15 protein-coding genes and 1 pseudogene are annotated in these 18,641 nt (G+C 31.2%); 14 read left to right on the top strand and 2 right to left on the bottom strand.

Annotated features, from left to right (window positions below; genetic code table 11):
- Positions 1-6: 6 nt before the first annotated feature.
- Both ftsH and ACQRC6_RS08105 read left to right on the top strand, forming a co-directional pair.
- On the top strand, positions 7-1,968 hold the full coding sequence (ftsH, locus tag ACQRC6_RS08110) for an ATP-dependent zinc metalloprotease FtsH (RefSeq protein WP_427848494.1): 1,962 nt from the start codon (positions 7-9) through the stop codon (positions 1,966-1,968).
- A 67-nt stretch (positions 1,969-2,035) separates the two neighbouring features.
- The gene (locus ACQRC6_RS08105; protein WP_427848493.1) at positions 2,036-2,971 is read left to right on the top strand and encodes an AEC family transporter; all 936 of its coding nucleotides are present in this window, start codon (positions 2,036-2,038) and stop codon (positions 2,969-2,971) included.
- Between the two features lie 111 nt (positions 2,972-3,082).
- On the opposite strand, the gene ACQRC6_RS08100 is transcribed toward ACQRC6_RS08105, so the two are convergent.
- Positions 3,083-5,500, bottom strand: coding sequence for a transglycosylase domain-containing protein (locus ACQRC6_RS08100; RefSeq protein WP_427848492.1), 2,418 nt, complete (start codon positions 5,498-5,500; stop codon positions 3,083-3,085).
- Between the two features lie 114 nt (positions 5,501-5,614).
- Entirely contained in the window at positions 5,615-6,154 is a 540-nt protein-coding gene (locus ACQRC6_RS08095; RefSeq protein WP_427848491.1) for a biotin transporter BioY, read from the bottom strand.
- 176 nt (positions 6,155-6,330) lie between these two features.
- Here ACQRC6_RS08095 and ACQRC6_RS08090 point away from each other — a divergent pair, with 176 nt between their 5' ends.
- From ACQRC6_RS08090 to ACQRC6_RS08035, 12 genes and pseudogenes are all read left to right on the top strand, one after another.
- A complete protein-coding gene (locus ACQRC6_RS08090; protein WP_427848490.1) occupies positions 6,331-7,113 on the top strand; it encodes a type III pantothenate kinase in 783 nt (260 codons plus the stop codon).
- A gap of 10 nt (positions 7,114-7,123) precedes the next feature.
- Complete coding sequence (dusB, locus tag ACQRC6_RS08085) at positions 7,124-8,047, top strand: tRNA dihydrouridine synthase DusB (RefSeq protein ID WP_427848489.1); 924 nt, start codon at positions 7,124-7,126, stop codon at positions 8,045-8,047.
- A 290-nt stretch (positions 8,048-8,337) separates the two neighbouring features.
- Positions 8,338-8,811: a transcription elongation factor GreA gene (gene greA / locus ACQRC6_RS08080; protein ID WP_427848488.1), complete on the top strand. Its 474-nt coding sequence runs from the start codon at positions 8,338-8,340 to the stop codon at positions 8,809-8,811.
- A gap of 43 nt (positions 8,812-8,854) precedes the next feature.
- Complete coding sequence (gene lysS / locus ACQRC6_RS08075) at positions 8,855-10,729, top strand: lysine--tRNA ligase (protein WP_427848506.1); 1,875 nt, start codon at positions 8,855-8,857, stop codon at positions 10,727-10,729.
- 271 nt (positions 10,730-11,000) lie between these two features.
- Positions 11,001-11,213, top strand: coding sequence for a helix-turn-helix domain-containing protein (locus ACQRC6_RS08070; protein WP_427848487.1), 213 nt, complete (start codon positions 11,001-11,003; stop codon positions 11,211-11,213).
- Between the two features lie 2 nt (positions 11,214-11,215).
- Positions 11,216-11,437 carry a hypothetical protein gene (locus ACQRC6_RS08065; protein WP_427848486.1) on the top strand — a complete coding sequence of 74 codons (222 nt, stop codon included), beginning with the start codon at positions 11,216-11,218 and terminating at the stop codon, positions 11,435-11,437.
- Between the two features lie 80 nt (positions 11,438-11,517).
- Positions 11,518-12,945, top strand: coding sequence for a site-specific DNA-methyltransferase (locus ACQRC6_RS08060; protein WP_427848485.1), 1,428 nt, complete (start codon positions 11,518-11,520; stop codon positions 12,943-12,945).
- Positions 12,942-15,146: a DEAD/DEAH box helicase gene (locus ACQRC6_RS08055; protein ID WP_427848484.1), complete on the top strand. Its 2,205-nt coding sequence runs from the start codon at positions 12,942-12,944 to the stop codon at positions 15,144-15,146. The genes ACQRC6_RS08060 and ACQRC6_RS08055 overlap by 4 nt, the downstream gene beginning before the upstream one ends.
- A 249-nt stretch (positions 15,147-15,395) precedes the next feature.
- Positions 15,396-17,021, top strand: coding sequence for a hypothetical protein (locus ACQRC6_RS08050; protein ID WP_427848483.1), 1,626 nt, complete (start codon positions 15,396-15,398; stop codon positions 17,019-17,021).
- Positions 17,022-17,151: 130 nt separating this feature from the next.
- Positions 17,152-17,345, top strand: a pseudogene (locus tag ACQRC6_RS08045) (hypothetical protein).
- Between the two features lie 158 nt (positions 17,346-17,503).
- Positions 17,504-17,944, top strand: coding sequence for a LytTR family DNA-binding domain-containing protein (locus tag ACQRC6_RS08040; RefSeq protein ID WP_016648744.1), 441 nt, complete (start codon positions 17,504-17,506; stop codon positions 17,942-17,944).
- A 9-nt stretch (positions 17,945-17,953) separates the two neighbouring features.
- Positions 17,954-18,379 carry a DUF3021 domain-containing protein gene (locus ACQRC6_RS08035; RefSeq protein ID WP_427848482.1) on the top strand — a complete coding sequence of 142 codons (426 nt, stop codon included), beginning with the start codon at positions 17,954-17,956 and terminating at the stop codon, positions 18,377-18,379.
- Positions 18,380-18,641: the final 262 nt, after the last annotated feature.

The following is an 18,641-nucleotide window of genomic DNA, read 5'->3' as shown; positions in this document are numbered from 1 at the left end:
ATATTATTGAATAAAAAATTTGGTGGAGTTGGGTTTTATATTGTACTAATAATTGTATTAGTGCTTACAATAAAATTTTTTAATCCACCTGCAAATGCAGTTGAAGAAAAAAGTTTTACTGAATTTGTAACGGAACTTGAAAAGGGAAATGTTAAAAGTGTAACTCTCCAAAATGGAGTAGATTCCGTTGCCAGTGTAAAATTAAAAAGTGATGAAACCTTTAGAACTGTAATACCAAAAGAGGCATCAGACACTTTCTATAAAGATTATTTAAAGGAGAAAAGTGATGCAGGACAGATAAATGTATTATCTACTCCAACTAAGCAAACATCTTTTTTAGTTGAATGGATTCCAACTATATTGATGTTTGGACTTCTAATTTTCTTCTGGTATAGAATGATGCAACAAGCTGGCGGTGGCGGAGGAAAAATGAATTCCTTTGGAAAGAGCAAGGCTAAGTTAATTAACAAGGAAGATGCAAAAAATTTAGTTAAATTTAAAGATGTTGCAGGGCTTGAAGAGGAGAAGGAAGAACTTGGCGAAATAGTTGACTTTCTAAAAAATCCTAAGAAATTTATAAACATGGGTGCAAGAATACCTAAGGGAGTCCTTTTAGTAGGGCCTCCAGGAACTGGTAAAACTTATCTTTCTAAAGCAGTTGCAGGTGAAGCTGGAGTTCCCTTCTTTATCATGAGTGGTTCTGACTTTGTAGAAATGTTTGTAGGTGTTGGTGCATCAAGAGTAAGAGATTTATTTGAAAATGCAAAGAAAAACGCACCTTGTATAATTTTTATTGACGAAATTGACGCCGTTGGCAGAAGAAGAGGCGCAGGTCTTGGCGGTGGACACGATGAGAGAGAACAAACTCTTAACCAACTCCTAGTTGAAATGGATGGTTTTGGAACTAATGAAGGCGTAATAGTAATGGCTGCAACTAATAGAGCAGATATATTAGACCCGGCAATACTAAGACCAGGTAGATTTGATAGGACAGTATATGTAGGGAAACCTGATGTGCGTGCAAGAAAGGCAATCCTTGAAATCCACGCAAGGGGTAAAAAGCTTGCAAGTGATGTTGAGCTTGAAGTAATTGCAAAAAGGACTCCTGGATTTACACCGGCAGATCTTGAAAACTTGATGAATGAATCGGCTTTGCTTGCTGCAAGACGTGGAGAAAGTGAAATTTCAATGGAAGATGTTGACGAAGCATCTATAAAGGTTCAAGCAGGACCTGCAAAAAAATCCCGCGTAGTTTCTGAAAGGGAAAGAAAGCTTACAGCGGTTCATGAGTCAGGACACGCAATTGTGTCAAGACTTCTTCCAGAAGAAGATCCTGTGCACATGATTACAATTATTCCGAGGGGAATGGCTGGAGGATTTACTGCTTATCTTCCTGAAGACGATATTTCTTTCATGACAAAGAAGAAAATGGAAGCATCTATAGTTTCACTTCTTGGAGGAAGAGTTGCAGAGTCATTAGTTTTAGACGATATTTCTACTGGAGCATCAAATGACATTGAAAGAGCTACAAAAATTGCTCGTGCTATGGTTACTCAATATGGAATGAGCGATAGACTTGGCACAATAAACTACGATTCATCTGAAAATGAAGTTTTTATTGGTCGTGATCTTGGCAGATCAAAGGATTATTCTGAAAGAACTGCTGCTGAAATCGACGAAGAAGTTTCGAGAATTATTAACGAAGCTTATTCAAGGTGTAAAGAACTTTTAAGCGACAACTTAGACAAAATAATTGCACTTTCCGATGCACTTTTGGAAAAAGAAACAATTTATTCAAAGGACTTTGAAAAGATTTTTAATGGTGAAAAATTAGAAGAGGAATCTCTTGATATTGACGATTCAATAAAAATTACCGACCTTTCTGAAGAAGCTCGTGAGATAATAAGCAAAAAAGAAGGGGAAAAGAAAACTTCAGAAGATGATAAATCAAGTGAAGATAATATTTAAATACTAAACCCAATAGAGTGAGCCTCTGTAAAAAGAGGCTTTTTTAAATTTTATATCGGGGAGGAATATGGAAACTTTAATACTTTTTAAAAATTTAATAGTATTTTTAATTATTATTATGATTGCTTTTTTTGTTAGAAAGTCTCATAAGGTTAGCAACAAATTGCAAAAAGATATGTCCTATTTATTAATAAATGTTACAACTCCATGTATCATTATTACATCAATGGCAGTGGAATTTACAGAGGACAAATTTATTCAAGCACGGGATACTTTTTTAATTGCAAATGTAATTTTCATTTTTTCTTACTTTTTAATCTATTTTATAATGAAATTTTACAAAGTAGAAGAACCCAATAAGTCGCAAATGATGGTGGGAGGAATTTTTACAAATTTAGGATTTTTAGGTTTTCCACTAATACTCGCTATGTTTGGCAAGGATGGGCTATATATTGCATCTATTGTAAATATGGTGTCAAATTATTTTACTTATACAATTGGGATTGGACTTATTAAGAAAAATTCTACAAGAGAAGGAAAACTTAGATTTCGTGATTTTTTCAATAACGCTAACATTGCTACAATAATTGGATTAATTATTTTATTTTCAGGATTTAAAATCCCAGATTTTATTTATAGCGTATTTGAAATTGTCGGCAATGGAACAGGTTTATTTTCTATGATTATAATTGGTTTAATGCTTGGAGAAATGGATATAAAAGATATTTTTGTAGAAAAGAGAGCCTATGCTATGAGCTTTTATAGACTTATCTTATTACCAGTAATATTAATAGTATTATTTTGTATAATTCCTATAAAAATAGATCCCTTTGTTGAAAAAATAATTATAATTTTATTTTCAATGCCAGTTGCATCTATAACGGGAATTTTTTCTGTACAATACGATGTAGATCCTGCTTTTGGAACAAAACTCGTAATGCAGTCAACTGTTTTATGTGTAATTACACTTCCCATAATTTTATATTTGTATAACTTTTTATAAAAATTTTTAAGAAATTATTTTTTAAAAACAATCAACATCATATTTTAGTCATAAAAAAGCTCCAAAGTTTAGTTAATTAAACCTTGGAGCTTTTGCTTTTAATTACAAATTTTATTCTTCATTTTTATCTGTAATTATTGATTTTGAACTAGATTTTTTTCTATTGCGGTCATTGTCATTTGATGATTTCTTTTTATTGTTATTATTGTCATTATCATCTTTTTTACTTTCACTTTGTTTTTCTTGAGAATCTCTATACCAGCCAAGTTTATTAGTGTAATGCGGCTTAGTTCCATCGGCAAAGAGTTCTCGTCTTCCGTTTACATATTTTGTATAAATTCCATCTGGTTCTTCAAATTCCTTTTTATCCAAGTCTTCGTGTACAGATCTCATAATTTGTTTCCAAAGATAAGCTGCTTGAGTTGAACCAAAGGATAGTTTTTGTTTTTTGTCATTGCCAATCCAAACGGAGCAAGTGTAGTAAGGAGTGTAACCAACAAACCATACATCTTTCTTGTCGTTAGTTGTACCAGTCTTACCTGCAATATCTTGTCCTGCAAAGGATGCATTTCGACCTGTTCCTCGTTTTACAACATCTCTAAGCATATCTGTTAAAATATATGCATTTTGAGGCGTTGTAATTTCTTCTTCTTTAGGATCAACTTGGTAGATAACTTCACCAGTATTTGATTCGATTTTTGAAACTACATAGGGATTTGCATATTTTCCTTCATTGGCAAGTGTAGTAAAAGCACCCGCCATTTCAAAGGGACTTATGCCGTAGCTCATTCCACCTAGAGTTAATGGAGAATAGTCCATGTCATTCCATGTTGGATTGTCTTTCTTTTCTACAATTGTGCTCACGCCAATGGATTTTAGAGTGTCCACCATTTTATTAATTGATTCTTCATCATTGTATACTTTTGAGTATGTTGAATTTTTATTTGCCTTTGCATCTTTATCAGCAGAAATATCTCTTGCAACTTGAAATGCACCAACATTTGAAGATTGACGAAGGAGATTCCTTATAGTAGTCCAACCTTGATAATAATTTCCTGAATTCCTAGGTGAGTAGCCAAATATTTTTTCTGGCATCTTAGAGTCAAGATAAACATCGCCTGCAGTTGCTCCATTGTTAAAAGCAGTTAAATAAACTGAAATAGGTTTAATAGAAGATCCAGGTTGTCTAGGAACTAGAGCTCTATTTAACAATCTACCGCCACTTACATTTCTACCACCCACAAGAGCTTTAACTTCATGAGTTTTTTGGTCTATTATAACTGATGCAACTTGTGGTTGAATTACTCCATTTTTGTCGGTGAAGCCTCCATAATAATATTTAGGGTTTGAAACCACTTGTTCCAATGTTCTTTGTATATCGATGTCCATGGGAGTGTAAATTTTCAATCCACCGTTAAATAATTTGCTTGTAGCTTCTTCCTTTGTATAGCCTGAGTTCATTAAAATTTTAATAGTATTTTTTTGAACTACATCTGTGTAGAAAGAGGAAATTCCACTCTCTTTACGAGAGCCTATGTTGATGTCGATTTTTTCATTTAAGGCATTTTCATATTCTTCATTAGTAATGAGATTTTGTTCATGCATTTTCTTTAAAACTAATTTTTGTCTTTCTTGAGAAGTCTTATTGAAGACAGCCTTCACTGGAACCATTAAATCATTTTGAATTTGAATAAGATCAAAATTATCTATTTGTCCTAGCTCATTTAAACTTTTTGCAATTTCAATGATTTCATCGGAATTAGGTTTTGAATTTTCATTTTTTGGAAGTAAAACTACTTCGATATTTCCAAGGTCATCCTCTGGACTAATCTCTTGAGTATTGTAAGGGGTGTACTTTTCTGGCAAGTTTGTAACGCCTGCCAAAAGTGCACATTCAGCAAGGTCAAGTTCAGATACATTTTTATTAAAAAAAGTTTTAGCAGCAGCTTGTACTCCAACAGTTCCCTTAGAAAAACCTGCAGAGTTTAAGTAAGCTTCAAGTATTTGCTCTTTAGTAAGTTTTTCTTCTATCTGGTAGGAATAATAGACGTCTGTAATTTTTCTCACTACGCTTTTAGAAAAAGAAGTGTACAAATTTTTTGCAAGCTGCATAGTAATAGTTGATGCACCCTGGTCAAAGGATCTAGTCTTTAAATCGTGGACAAGAGCACCAACAACTCTTTTATAGTCAACTCCACTGTGTTCGAAAAATCTTTCGTCTTCTATTGCCACAATGGCATTTACTAAATTTTTTGGTATATCCTCGTAGGGAACAAACTCACTAAACTCATCAGATACTAATGTTTCGATTAGTTTTCCGTCATTTGTATAGATCCTTGAAGTCTCAGAAAGTTGTGATCTGTACTCTGAGGGGTCTATTACAGGAGCTTTTTTAAAAATACCAAGGACAATAGCTGTAACCATTGAACCTAAAATAATTATTGCAGCAACAACTATTAATATTAGTATTTTTAGTACGCTAGAAAGTTTAATCATTCCACGAGGTTTATTGTTTTTGGAATCTTTCATAATAACCTCCTACCTTGATATTATAACAGAATTTTTTATATATAACTATAATTAGAAATGAAAAAATCCCGCACGGAGCGAGACTTTTCTATTAATTATTCTATTATTTATAAACTAATTATTTATTACTTTTAAAATTCTTGGCGCAATAATTGCAGCCACAACTGCCTTTGCCATATCAGGTATAATAAAGGGAATCATCCCTATGGAAAATACCTTAGCGACATCCATTGAATTGCCCATTACATTATTTAATATTAGATACATATAGGGAAGACCTAATACATAGAAAATTACTTCAGCTAAAATTAATACAATCATAATTTTTCCAAAGTTTTTTTCGCCGTGAGCAAATTTAGATATAAATGCAGCACCTATAATAAAGGCAATTAAAAATCCAAAGCTTGGTTTTAAAAAGGATTCAAAACCTCCAGTAAAACCTGCGAATATTGGAATACCAATTAACCCAAGTAGAACATATATAAAAACTGTAAGTCCTGCATAAAAGGGCGTAAGTAAAAGTCCTGTCATAAATACAAAAAAGTTTTGTAGAGTAAAGGGAACTGGTCCAATTGGAATAGAAATAAATGCTCCCACAGCAATGAGTGCAACTAAAAGTGCGATTTTTGTTATGTCCTTTGTTTTAATCTTCATTATTAACCTCCAATTAATATAGTACACAATGTTTACTAAACTGTCAATAAGGTTGACGTAAATACTTTTTGGATATTAAGATTAATTGAGCAAATATATTTTTTGTGTTAATAATTAGTTGAAAGTGGATATTATAAAATATATAATAAAAGCAATTTGTTATATGAGGTGTAAAAATGTTATTAGTAATAGATGTAGGAAATACTTCAATAACTTGGGGAGTTTATAAGGGAGACGAACTTGTAAATGATTTTAGAACTTCAACTGTGAAGACTAGAACATCAGACGAGTATGGTTTAATTTTTATAAACACATTAACTCATTCAAATATTGATCCTCAAGATATAGAAGATGTAATTATTTCATCAGTTGTGCCAAACCTTATGCACACACTTCCTTCTATGGTGAAAAAATATTTTAATAAAAACCCAATGATTGTAAGCTCTGAATTAGATTTGGGAATTAATATTAAATATGATAATCCAAAGGAAGTTGGTGCCGATAGAATTGTAAATGCTGTGGGAGCATTAGAAATATATGGTAGAAAATCAATAATCGTAGATATTGGAACTGCAATGACTTTTTGTGTAGTTGATGAAGAAAGGAATTATCTTGGGGGACTCATTATGCCTGGCATAGGAATTTCTGCTGAAGCATTGTTTATGATGACTTCAAAACTTCCAAAAATAGAAATCATCGCACCAGACAAGGTCATCCAAGCAAATACAGTTGGAGCTATGCAATCAGGTTTATATTATGGTTATAAAGAAATGATCGATGGAATTGTTGCTAAACTGTTAAAAGAATTAAATTGGAAAGAGGAAGACACAAATATAATTTCTACTGGTGGTTTTTCAACAATGCTTACAAGCGATTCAAAGTATAATTTTATAATCAATAAATTCTTAACTCTTGAAGGGCTAAAATTTATATTTGAAAAAAATAATAAAATAGATTGAGAGTGATTTTTTGTTAAAAATTTTAGCGCCAATGGCTGGTTACACTGACATTGCATTTAGAGAAATAGCAACGGAAAAGGGTGCAGATATAACTGTAACAGAAATGGTTTCAGCCATGGCACTTGTTTATGAAAATAAAAAGACAATTGACCTTTTGAAAATTTCACCAAAAGAGAAAAAAGTTTCTGTTCAAATTTTTGGCAGCGATCCAAAAATTATGGGCGAGGCAGCGTGTATTTTAAATGATTTTAACTTTTCCTATGTTGATATAAATATGGGCTGCCCTGCTCCAAAAATTGTAAAAAATAAGTCGGGTTCTTACCTTTTAAGCGATCCATCCTTAGTTTATGATATTGTAAAATCTGTTGTAGAAAACTCAAAAAAGCCTGTATCTGTAAAAGTAAGAAAGGGTATAAATGGAATTTCTTCCATGAAAGCTATAAAAAATATTGAAGCTGCAGGGGCTTCTTTTGTAACAGTTCACGGCAGAACAAGAGAAGAATACTACACTGGAAAATCTGACTGGGACTTTATAAAAGAAGTAAAGAAAAATGTCAAAATTCCTGTTGTTGGAAATGGCGACATTGAAACGCCAGAAGATGCAATAGAAAAGATTAAGTATTCTGGAGTGGATGGAATTGCAATTGGTCGTGGAGCGGTTGGAAATCCCTACATCTTTAATCAAATTGAAGAGCTTTTAAAAAGAGGCTTTTATAAAGTTCCCACAGATAAAGAAAAACTTCTCTTAACGATTGATGAATTAGAGCGAAAAATAAAATATAGGGGAGAAAAACTTGGCATCCTTGAAATGAGAAAGGTTTATTCAAATTATTTTAAGGGAATGAAGGGCTCAAAGGAAATAAGAAATAAATTAAATACTCTAAAGGACAAGGATGAGATAATAGAAGTTATAAGAAATTATATGAATTTTTGATGATTTTTATTGTAACAGATGATGCTGCATTTATTTTTGAATTTACAGATAATATAGTATATAGTAGAAAAATATCAATATAATATTAAGTTTTTGAAAAAGAATTTTTATAAGATGTGAATAAAAATTTTGTTTGGTTTTTAAAATTTAATCGAAGTTATTAAGTATTTTTTTCAAACTCTTTAAATTCTTGACATTTAGAGAACTTTTTACTATAATAGCTTAGATTAAAAGGTTTTTGTTAAAGGGCGTATGACGCCTTATTTTTTATATATTGAGGAGAGAGAATTTTGGCAAAGGATATATTTTTCACACCGGAAGGTTTAGAAAAAATCGAAAATGAAATTGAGTATTTAAAAACAGTTAGAAGAAAGGAAGTTTCTGAAAGAATTAAAGTAGCGCTAGGATATGGCGATCTTTCAGAAAACTCTGAATACGACGAAGCAAAAAACGAACAAGCACAAGTTGAAGAAAGAATTGCAAAACTTGAAATGATGGTTCGCAATGCAAAAATTATAGATGAAAAAGATTTAAATACAGAAGTTGTTAACATTGGTTCTAGCGTAAAAGTTAGAGAAGTTGACACAATGGAAGAAGACGAATATACAATTGTTGGTTCAGCAGAAGCAGATCCTCTTGAAGGAAAAATTTCAAACGAGTCACCAGTTGGTTCAAAATTACTTGGCAATCGTGTTGGCGATGTAGTTGAAGTTGAAGTTCCAGACGGAATTATTAGATACGAAATTTGCGGAATAACTATTTAGGAGGCAATTTGTGAAAAAAACAGAAGATGCAAATCTAAATGAAATGCTTTTGTTAAAGAGGCAAAAACTTGACGAGTTAAAAAGTGAAGGTAAAGATCCCTTTGTAAACGAAACTTATGACATAACTGCTCATTCAAAGTACATTAAAGAAGAGTTTAATGAAGATGAAGAGAGAGAAGTATCCATTGCTGGTCGTGTAATGAGCAAAAGACGACATGGCAAAATTTGCTTCTTAGATGTTAGAGATTCAATGGGAACTATCCAAGTATTTGCAAGAAAAGATGTCCTTGAGGATAAATATGAGGAAGTTAAAGGATTAGACATTGGAGATATAGTTGGAGTAAAGGGAGTTGTATTTAAGACAGAAGCTGGTGAAATTACCGTTCGCGCAACTGATCTAACTTTGCTTTCAAAGTCGCTCCAAATTCTTCCAGAAAAATTCCATGGGCTAAAGGATCCAGACCTAAGATATAGACAAAGATATGTAGATTTAATTGTAAATCCTGAAGTAAAAGATGTATTTATCAAGAGAAATAAAATCATCAAAAAAATTAGAGAATTTTTAGACAATAGGGGATTTTTAGAAGTCGAAACTCCAATACTTGGAACTGTGGCAGGTGGAGCAAATGCTAGACCTTTCTACACTCATCACAATACTCTTGACATAGATATGCAACTTAGAATTGCCAATGAATTATTCTTAAAGAGATTAATAGTAGGTGGATTTGAAAAAGTTTATGAAATGGGCAAGATGTTTAGAAATGAAGGAATGGACCCAAAGCACAATCCTGAATTTACAAATATCGAACTTTATCAAGCCTATGTTGATTACGAAGAGATGATGAGAATAACTGAAAATTTATTTGAATTTGTTGCAACAGAAGTTCTCGGCACAGATAAAATAAATTATCAAGGTACAGAAATTTCTTTAAAAGCACCTTGGAAGAGAATAACAATGATCGATGCAGTTAAAAAATATGCTGATGTAGATTTTAATGAAATTGATACAGATGAAAAAGCTAGAGAAATCGCTAGAGAAAAGGGAATTGAAATATCAGACCACGACACTTGGGGCAAAGTTCTTTCTGAAATGTTTGAAGAATTCTGTGAAGAACACCTTGTTGAACCAACATTTGTAATTGGTCACCCAGTAGAAGTTTCTCCACTTGCAAAGAGAAATCCAAAGGATCCAAGACTTACACAAAGGTTTGAAGCTTTTATTAACACTTGGGAATTTGCAAATGCCTTTTCTGAACTTAATGATCCAATTGATCAAAGAGAAAGATTTGAAGCACAAGTTGCAGAAAAAGAAGCAGGAGACGATGAAGCACATCCAATGGATTCAGATTTCATCAATGCAATTGAAGTAGGTCTTCCACCAACAGGAGGACTTGGAATTGGCGTTGACAGAATGGTAGTGCTTTTGACAGACCAACCAAGCATAAGAGATGTTCTTTTATTCCCAACAATGAAACCAATAGGAAAAGAAGTTGCAGAAATAAATGCAAATAAAGCAGCAGATGAAAAATCACAAATAAAACTTGATCTTTCAAAAGTAAAAGTAGAACCACTTTTTGAAGATTTTGTAGACTTTGACACCTTCTCAAAGTCAGATTTTAGAGTTGTAAAAGTTAAGAACTGCGAAGAAGTTCCAAAATCAAAAAAACTATTGAAATTTACATTAGATGATGGTTCTGAAAAAGAAAGAGTTATTTTATCTGGTATTAAGGAATATTACAGTGCAGAGAGCTTAATTGAAAAGACACTACTTGCAATTTGTAATCTTCCTCCACGTAAGATGATGGGAATCGACTCAGAAGGTATGATTATATCTGCAATTTGTGAGTACGACGGAGAAGAAAAACTTAATTTAATAATGTTGGATGATAATATTCCAGCAGGATCAAAATTATATTAAAGAACACGCTAATTATGAAACGACCTGAACCCCAAAATTCGGAATACGGATGGAGGGGTTTTTGTATACCAAAATACACAAAAGAATTTAAAGTAAAACTAGTAAAGGAATATTTGTCTTGCGATTTGGAACGGTTTGAAGTGGGACACATAAAAAAACAAGGACTATCTCAATAAATACTAACGCAAGCACAAGTATAAAATAGGCTAAAGTGACTTATCAGCCTATGATATAATGTATTTTAACAATCAAACGGATAAGGGGTAATAATATGGAAATTTCTTATAAGCCATTATGGCACTTATTGGTAGAAAGAGAAATGAACAAAGAAGACTTAAAAAGAGCTGCAAACATAACAAGCAACATAGTTTCAAGAATGAGCAAAAATTCTTATGTGAACTTAGAGTCACTAGAAAAGATTTGCCTGGCATTGGATTGCAGAATTGAAGATGTTATAGAAATTCATAGAAATGAGGTGGAATAAAATTGGGTAATCTATCACAAATCAGAAGAGCTGAAATGCTTGAATACCTAAATCATCTAAAAGAAATTCACACAGATGATGAAAGTAGGATTGCACTTGGTAAAATTGAAACAGCCTTAACTGAGAAAAAATATGGATTAGTTTGGGAAGAACACGAAGAAGAAGTAGATAAAAAACTCGTTCATAACATACCAGTGTTTAGAGAAATAGAAGATAAAAAATAATTGGAGATAATACATCTGATTTTAATTTTATTTTAGAGGGGGATAATCTACATTCCCTTAAATTATTAAAAAAGACTCACATGGGCAAAATTGATGTTATCTATATTGATCCACCTTATAATACAAAAAATAAAGAATTTATTTATAACGATACAAGAATTGGAGAAGATGACACATATAGGCATTCTAAATGGATCTCATTTATGAGCGAAAGACTTGTTATTGCAAAAGAGTTATTATCTGATGAGGGAGTTATTTTTATTTCCATTGATGATAATGAGCAAGGACAACTCAAGCTATTGTGTGACCAAATTTTTGGAGAGAAAAACTTTATAGCTAATATAGTTAGGAATACAAACTCATCAAAAAATCAAAGCCTTTATGTTTCTGTAAGTCATGAATACTGTTTAATATATTCAAAAGATTATGAAAAGCTTCAGGTTAGACACAAAGATAATAAATGGGAAACAGAAAAAAATAATATAGATGAATATGAGAAAAAGGTAAAACAATTACAAAAACTAGGATTATCACATGATGAAATTACTGAAGAGCTAAAAGAATTGACTAAATACCCAAGATTTATAGATTTTACAAATTATTGGTATTTTGATGATAGAGGACTCTATCAAAAGGCAGATTTAGGAGGGGTAAAAAATGGCAATAAGACTCCTATTATAAATCCTTTAACAAATGAGGAAGACCCAGTTCCACCAGGAGGGTTCAGATATAGTAATGAGAAATTAAACGAGCTAATTTCAGAAAATAGAATTCATTTTCATACAGATGGCAGTTTACCAAGATTGAAAAGATATTTATCAGAAAATAGGAAACAAAGACCAAAGTCTATAATGAGTGATGACCAAAGACCAGACTACACTTTATTAAAAAATATGGATATAGAATTTGATAACCCTAAACAAATGGCTTTTATGAAAAGAATATTAAGTATCTTTGATAATAATAGTTTATATCTTGATTTTTTTGCAGGCAGCGGAACTACGGGACATGCAGTTATAGAGTTAAATCATGAAGATGGTGGAAAAAGAAAATTTATACTTTGCACTAATAATGAAAATGGGATAGCAGAAGATGTCTGTTACAAAAGAATTAAAAAAGTTATTAGGGGATATAAGTACACAAGTAGAAAAAAAGAAATCGAGGTAGAAAAACTTCCTAGTAACCTTAAATACTACAAAACAGAATTTATTCCAAAACTTTCAGAAGATGAGGAAATTTTATCTTCTAAACTTCTTGATTATATCAAGGAAATGGTAGAGCTTGAAAATATGTGTGAGATTGATGGGGATAGTAGAAGAATCATTTTATCTGATGAAGACTTAAAGATAGCACTTTCTGAAATGGAAGAAAGTGGTGTTTTATATATTCCATCATTCATATTACTAACTAATGAAATCAAGGATAGTATCGAGGAAAGAAAGCTTGATCTTGTTACGATCCCAGATTATTATTTCACAGAAGAATTAAGAGAGGTGAACGAATTATGATGTTAGATTTATTTGATTTTCAAACAGATGCCAAAAACTATCTTTTGGATAAAACGACAGATCCAAATGCAAAAAGAAAAATCATTGTAAAAAGTCCGACCGGGTCTGGTAAAACAATAATTCTACTTTCTTATATCTATGACTATCTTCTATGGCAGGACCCTAACAAGGTATTTATCTGGCTTACTCCAGGCAAGGGAGATTTAGAGGAACAATCAAAAGATAAAATGGACGAGTTTATTCCTCATGCAAAATCTGCTAATATACATGATGCCTTGCTTCAAGGTTTCATGGGTGGTTACACCTACTTTATAAACTGGGAAATGATAACCAATAAAAAGAACAATGCACTTAAAGATAGTGAAAAGAAAAATCTTTTTGAAAGAATTGCAGAAGCACATAGGGAGCAACTTTCTTTTATTACAATTATTGATGAGGAGCATTTGAATAACACCTCAAAGGCAGATGATATACTATATGCCCTTAATTCTGATAGAGAAATACGAGTATCGGCAACAACTGTCAAAAACCCAATGGCAGAATTTTATGAAATTCCAGAAGAAGAGGTAATAAATTCTGGTCTAATTACAAAGGCACTTTACATCAATCCTGGTATTGAAGCTGACGAGATGGACGACCTTGAAAGTGAAACTATTTATCTAATACAAAAAGCAGATGAAAAGAGAAAAGAAATCAAAGCCGAGTATGAGAAAATAGGAGAAAAAATCAATCCTTTAGTCATTATACAATTCCCAGATATGAGTGAGTCCTTAGTTAATTTTGTAGAAGAACACCTAACAAATATGGGTTACACCTATAAAAATAAAATGCTTGCTAAGTGGTTAAGTGAGGAAAAAATAAATACACTTGATGTTACAGATGAAGACTCAAAATCAAACTTCTTAATTATGAAACAGGCTATATCAACTGGTTGGGATTGTCCAAGAGCAAAGATACTTGTAAAACTTCGTGAAAATATGACGGAAACCTTTGAAACTCAAACAATAGGACGTATAAGGAGAATGCCAAGAGCAAGGCACTATGACAATGACCTATTAGATTTTTGCTTCCTCTATACATTCGATGAAAAGTACAAAGAGTCTGTTATACAAGGTGGAAACGCCTATGAAGTTAAGAGGTTGTTTTTAAAGGACAAGTGCAAAGATTTTGAACTTGTAAAAGAATATAGAAACAAAGACTATCAGTTTGTCGATGAAGTATTAGTTAGAGATAGGGCTTATGACTATTTTAAAGAAAAATATAAACTAACAAACATTAAAAAGGACAATGAAAAATTATTAGAGTCTTATGGTTTTATAATGGGAACAAAAGTTATATCTACTTTTAGGACTGGTAAGTTTATAAAACTCAAAGATATAGTTGATGAAAAGCAAGGCGAAAATAGGGAGATAGCCTATGAAGTATCAACTCACGATCATGGAATTGATTGTTTGCATGCAGTTGATATGATAAAAAAAGTTACTGGAGTTCCATCTAACAAAATGAGGGCAATTCTTCAACATCTTTTCCATAAAAATATACCATCAAGCAAGAAGTTGTTAAATCTTTCTAATCGTGAATGGTACGCTTTTATGATAAATAATGCCTATAAACTTAGAGATGACTTTTTAGATTTAGCTGCAATTTCTAATGCAAGACAAATGCAAATCTTGGATAAGAAAACTGAAAAATGGAAATTGCCATTAGAAGATTTTTATAAGTATCTTCCGTATGAAACAGAAGTAGTCGAGTATGAGAAAAATGCTTATAAAGAATACAACACATCTATGACAACATCGGGGTTTAGGTCAACTTCAGAACAACTCTTAGAAAACTATCTTGAAAGTAGAGATGATGTAGATTGGTACTATAAAAATGGAGATACAGGGCAACAATATCTATCAGTTATTTACGGTAATAATCTAAGCAAAGAATATCTTTTTTATCCAGACTATATAATCAAAAAGAAAAATGGAGAAGTATGGATAATTGAAACTAAAGGTGGAGAAAGAAAAGGTGTAAGTAAAAATATTGATAAGCAGATCGAAAATAAATTCTATGCTTTTAAGGATTATGCAGATAGGCGTAAAATAAATTGGGGGTTTGTTAGAGATAAAGATACAAGACTTTATATTAACAATACAAACTACACAGAAGAAATGAATAATGAAAATTGGAAAAGACTAGAAGATTTATTTTAATGAGAGAATAGCTTATAAAAAATTTTAATAATGAAACTTTGAAAGGGATAGCAGAAATGTTATCTCTTTTTTATTACAAGAACGGTGTCTTATATGAAAAATTAGAACAAATGAGTCAGTTTATGGTGATAGGGGATTGATTGTTTTTTTATATGGGTATAATTAAATAAATAAAAAAGATAAAACAGGTAGAGTTTTTTTATCCTTAAAACAGTTTATATGCGTAGCAAAGAAAACAAGGAGGTTTTTATGAATATTAGAGAATTAGTTATAAATAATGCAAATGCAAAATACCGTAATAATGATTATGTAAGTGAAAGGGTAGAGAAAGAATTGCATTATTTTGAAAAAAATAAGTGGTTTAAAGATATAGAAATAATCTTAAAGATTAAGGAAAATATTAAAGACCAAAATATTTATGTTTTTCCGATTGGATTGCTATCACTTTATCTATTAGATTTAGAGCATATAAACCCTATGCCTGCTCATTATTATAATCCTAAGACTAAAGAAATTATATTTGATGATTCTGTTTCGTATGGAGTTGACTTGCCTAAGAAGACAGGTCTTCACAGAGATGGTTTCGATATTCCAGAAGACTATGCTCTAAACCTAAACAGAGAAGATACATTTAAACTGTATTTACATGAAAACCACTATGAATTAGTAAAAGGTATTTTAGGAAATAGCAATCCTTATAAGTCAGAAAAATCAAAACTATGGTCTAATTCTGAAGAAGTTTCTTTTGGTTCGACTAAAATATTATTTAATACTCCTGCTGCCGATAATTATCTTGGCAAAAATTTAGATAAAGTTATAAATGTTGAAGACTTTTTAAAATACAAAATAATGCATTATCAAAATAAGGTAGGAGATTATTTTAACGATATTTTAACAGATGATGTAGAAAGCTTTGATGATATGGTGGAGCTAAAAGCTTTAATGCTATTAAATGTTAAAGATTTTACAGGAACACATAAAGCATTTTCAGATTCTAAATATCCAAAGACTAGGGAAGATATTTCTCTTTATTTGAAAAAAAATGGATATTCTCCTAAAGATGCCGCACAAATAGCCTTTGAAATATCTTTTGATAAAAACCCTATTGTTGATATTCAAGATAAGGATATAAAAAAATATTTTGAATCATGTAAATATGTTGCATCTAAAGCAAGTGTATTGCATTTATTTCTAAGAGATTATTGCAATGGATTCTATTATGAGATATTAGGTCAAAAGGAAAAACAAAACAAACTATTCTCTGAGTGGAAAAAGAAATATAAATACTTCTCTCCTGATGGAATAGTAGATTTTTATTCTTATAATAATGCTTCTTTGGAGATCACTTTTATACTAAAAGAAACAAATGAAAAAGAAGAAGATGGAGGATATGATTTAACAGAATTTTTAAGAGATGGTGCTGTTGGAGGATGTATATGGAACAATGTTTCTAGATTTAGTGCAGGAATTATATTCAAAAAAGATTTTGAAGAGGTTAAAGATTTAGATAAATATGATAGAGAAAAATATCTTGCTCCTATTTCTGTTATAAACTTAAAAAAGACTCCTGGTAGGGCAACCTCAATTGATTCTGAGATAGATAAATTTGCAAAAGAAGACAGAGAATATATAAAAAAACAAGTCAAAATATGTAGACCGGACCTTATAATTTGTGGAGGAACAGGAGATATATTTATTAAAAACATTCTTAATTTAAATACTAGTTCTTGGACTTATGTTTCTAAATATCTTAGATATTTAATTTATAATGATAAATTAATAGTTGATACCTATCATCCTGCTTGCAGAAAGAGTAAAAAAGAATTATTTGAAAATATAGTTTTACCGATTAGAGATATACTGAAGAATAAATAGCAGAGATTTTAGAATTTCTTTTAAAGGAATGTAAAACATTTTAAATTTAATATTTAAGTCGAGAGAGAAACCTAAAGACGGGGAGAGGATATCTTCATCGTCTTTTTTTATTACAAGAAAGGAGTTTTGCATGAAAAAATTAGAACAAATAAGACAAGAGTCAAAAGAAATAAAAGATAAAATTAACGATACAGAAGAAAGATTAAGGCAACTAAAAAATCAAGAAAAGAAAATATTAATGACCAAGTTATACAAAAGATAAGAAAAAACTTAACCGAAAAAGAAATAAAGATCCCACTAGAAGAAGCAATAAAGACAAAATAATTTTTTATAAAAAACGATTAAACATTGAATTAGGAAATAACATAAGTGCTCCATTAGCTATAAAAGACCACTTATCCCTAAATTATGACCTTTTGTCAGGAAATGAATGCAAAAAACTAGGATAGGTTCTATAATAAAATCAGGAGGTGGGGGTAGGGATGAAAATTGATATCATAATTGACGAAACCATTGAAGAAACAAGGGTAAAAATATTTGCAAAGGAGTATTCTAAGGAAGTTGAAACCATAAAAGATTTACTAGCAGATAGATTAGTAGACAAGCTTGTTGCCTTTCGTGATAAGGAAGTTTTTATACTTTCCTATGAAGAAATTATTAGAATATTTGCTCAAGATAAAAGTGTTTTTATAAAGACAGAGAAGGGAACTTTTTCATCAAGACTCACCCTTTACGAATTAGATCAGAGACTTGATAAAAGGAAGTTTATCAGAATATCTCGCTCAGATATTGTAAATCTCGACTTTGTAAAAAAACTCGACCTTTCCTTTACAGGAACAATCGCAGTTGAACTTAAAAACGGCGATGTTGCTTATGTATCTAGGAGAAATTTAAAAGAATTTAGAAAGGCTCTCGGCCTATAAGGAGGACTTATGAAAAAAATTAAAGATTTGTTAGTTGGATTTTTAGCAGGTGTAGGAATAGGTGCCTTAATCGAGGCAGTTTTATCTATTATAATCAAAGAAAATATTGTTGGAGTAACTGAATTTGTAGCAAGTCATGGACTAGGTTATGCAAAAATTATCCAATGCTTAGTTTACGGTGGCTTTGGTTTAGTATCTGTCCTAATGGGAGAAATTTTTAAAAATAAAAATAGGGCAACTTATTTAAATCAAAGCATCCACTTTTGTGCAATGCTTGTCTATTTTATCTTTGCAGGTCTTTACCTAAAGTGGTTTAATTATGATTTCTCTATTGTAATTTCCGTCATCATTTTTGTTGGTATTTATTTACTAATAGCCTACATCTTTTATCTTTATGAGAAAAATATGATAAAAAAAATCAACAAAAAGTTATAACAATTCAGACTGGGATTACATGGAAAGATATATAAAAAACATAAAACTAAAATGTAATATAGAAATGTATAACATTTAGAAAAAAGACGATTAGAAATTAAAAGCTCTAGTCGTTTTTTTTATTACAAGAAAGACCAGCTATTAAATGTCAATAGATATTTTTAGGTTTATCGCATTTGGATATACCAGATGTAAAAAGAGGAAGCTATTCGCTCCCTCAATATCTGTATATCACAAGTAGACTCTCGGGTTGCTCCCCAGT

The organism is Peptoniphilus sp. SGI.035 (genome assembly GCF_050315115.1).
Classification (GTDB): domain Bacteria; phylum Bacillota; class Clostridia; order Tissierellales; family Peptoniphilaceae; genus Peptoniphilus_A.
The sequence above is the reverse complement of the archived record's forward strand: the minus strand, read 5'-3'. Positions and strand labels throughout refer to the sequence as shown.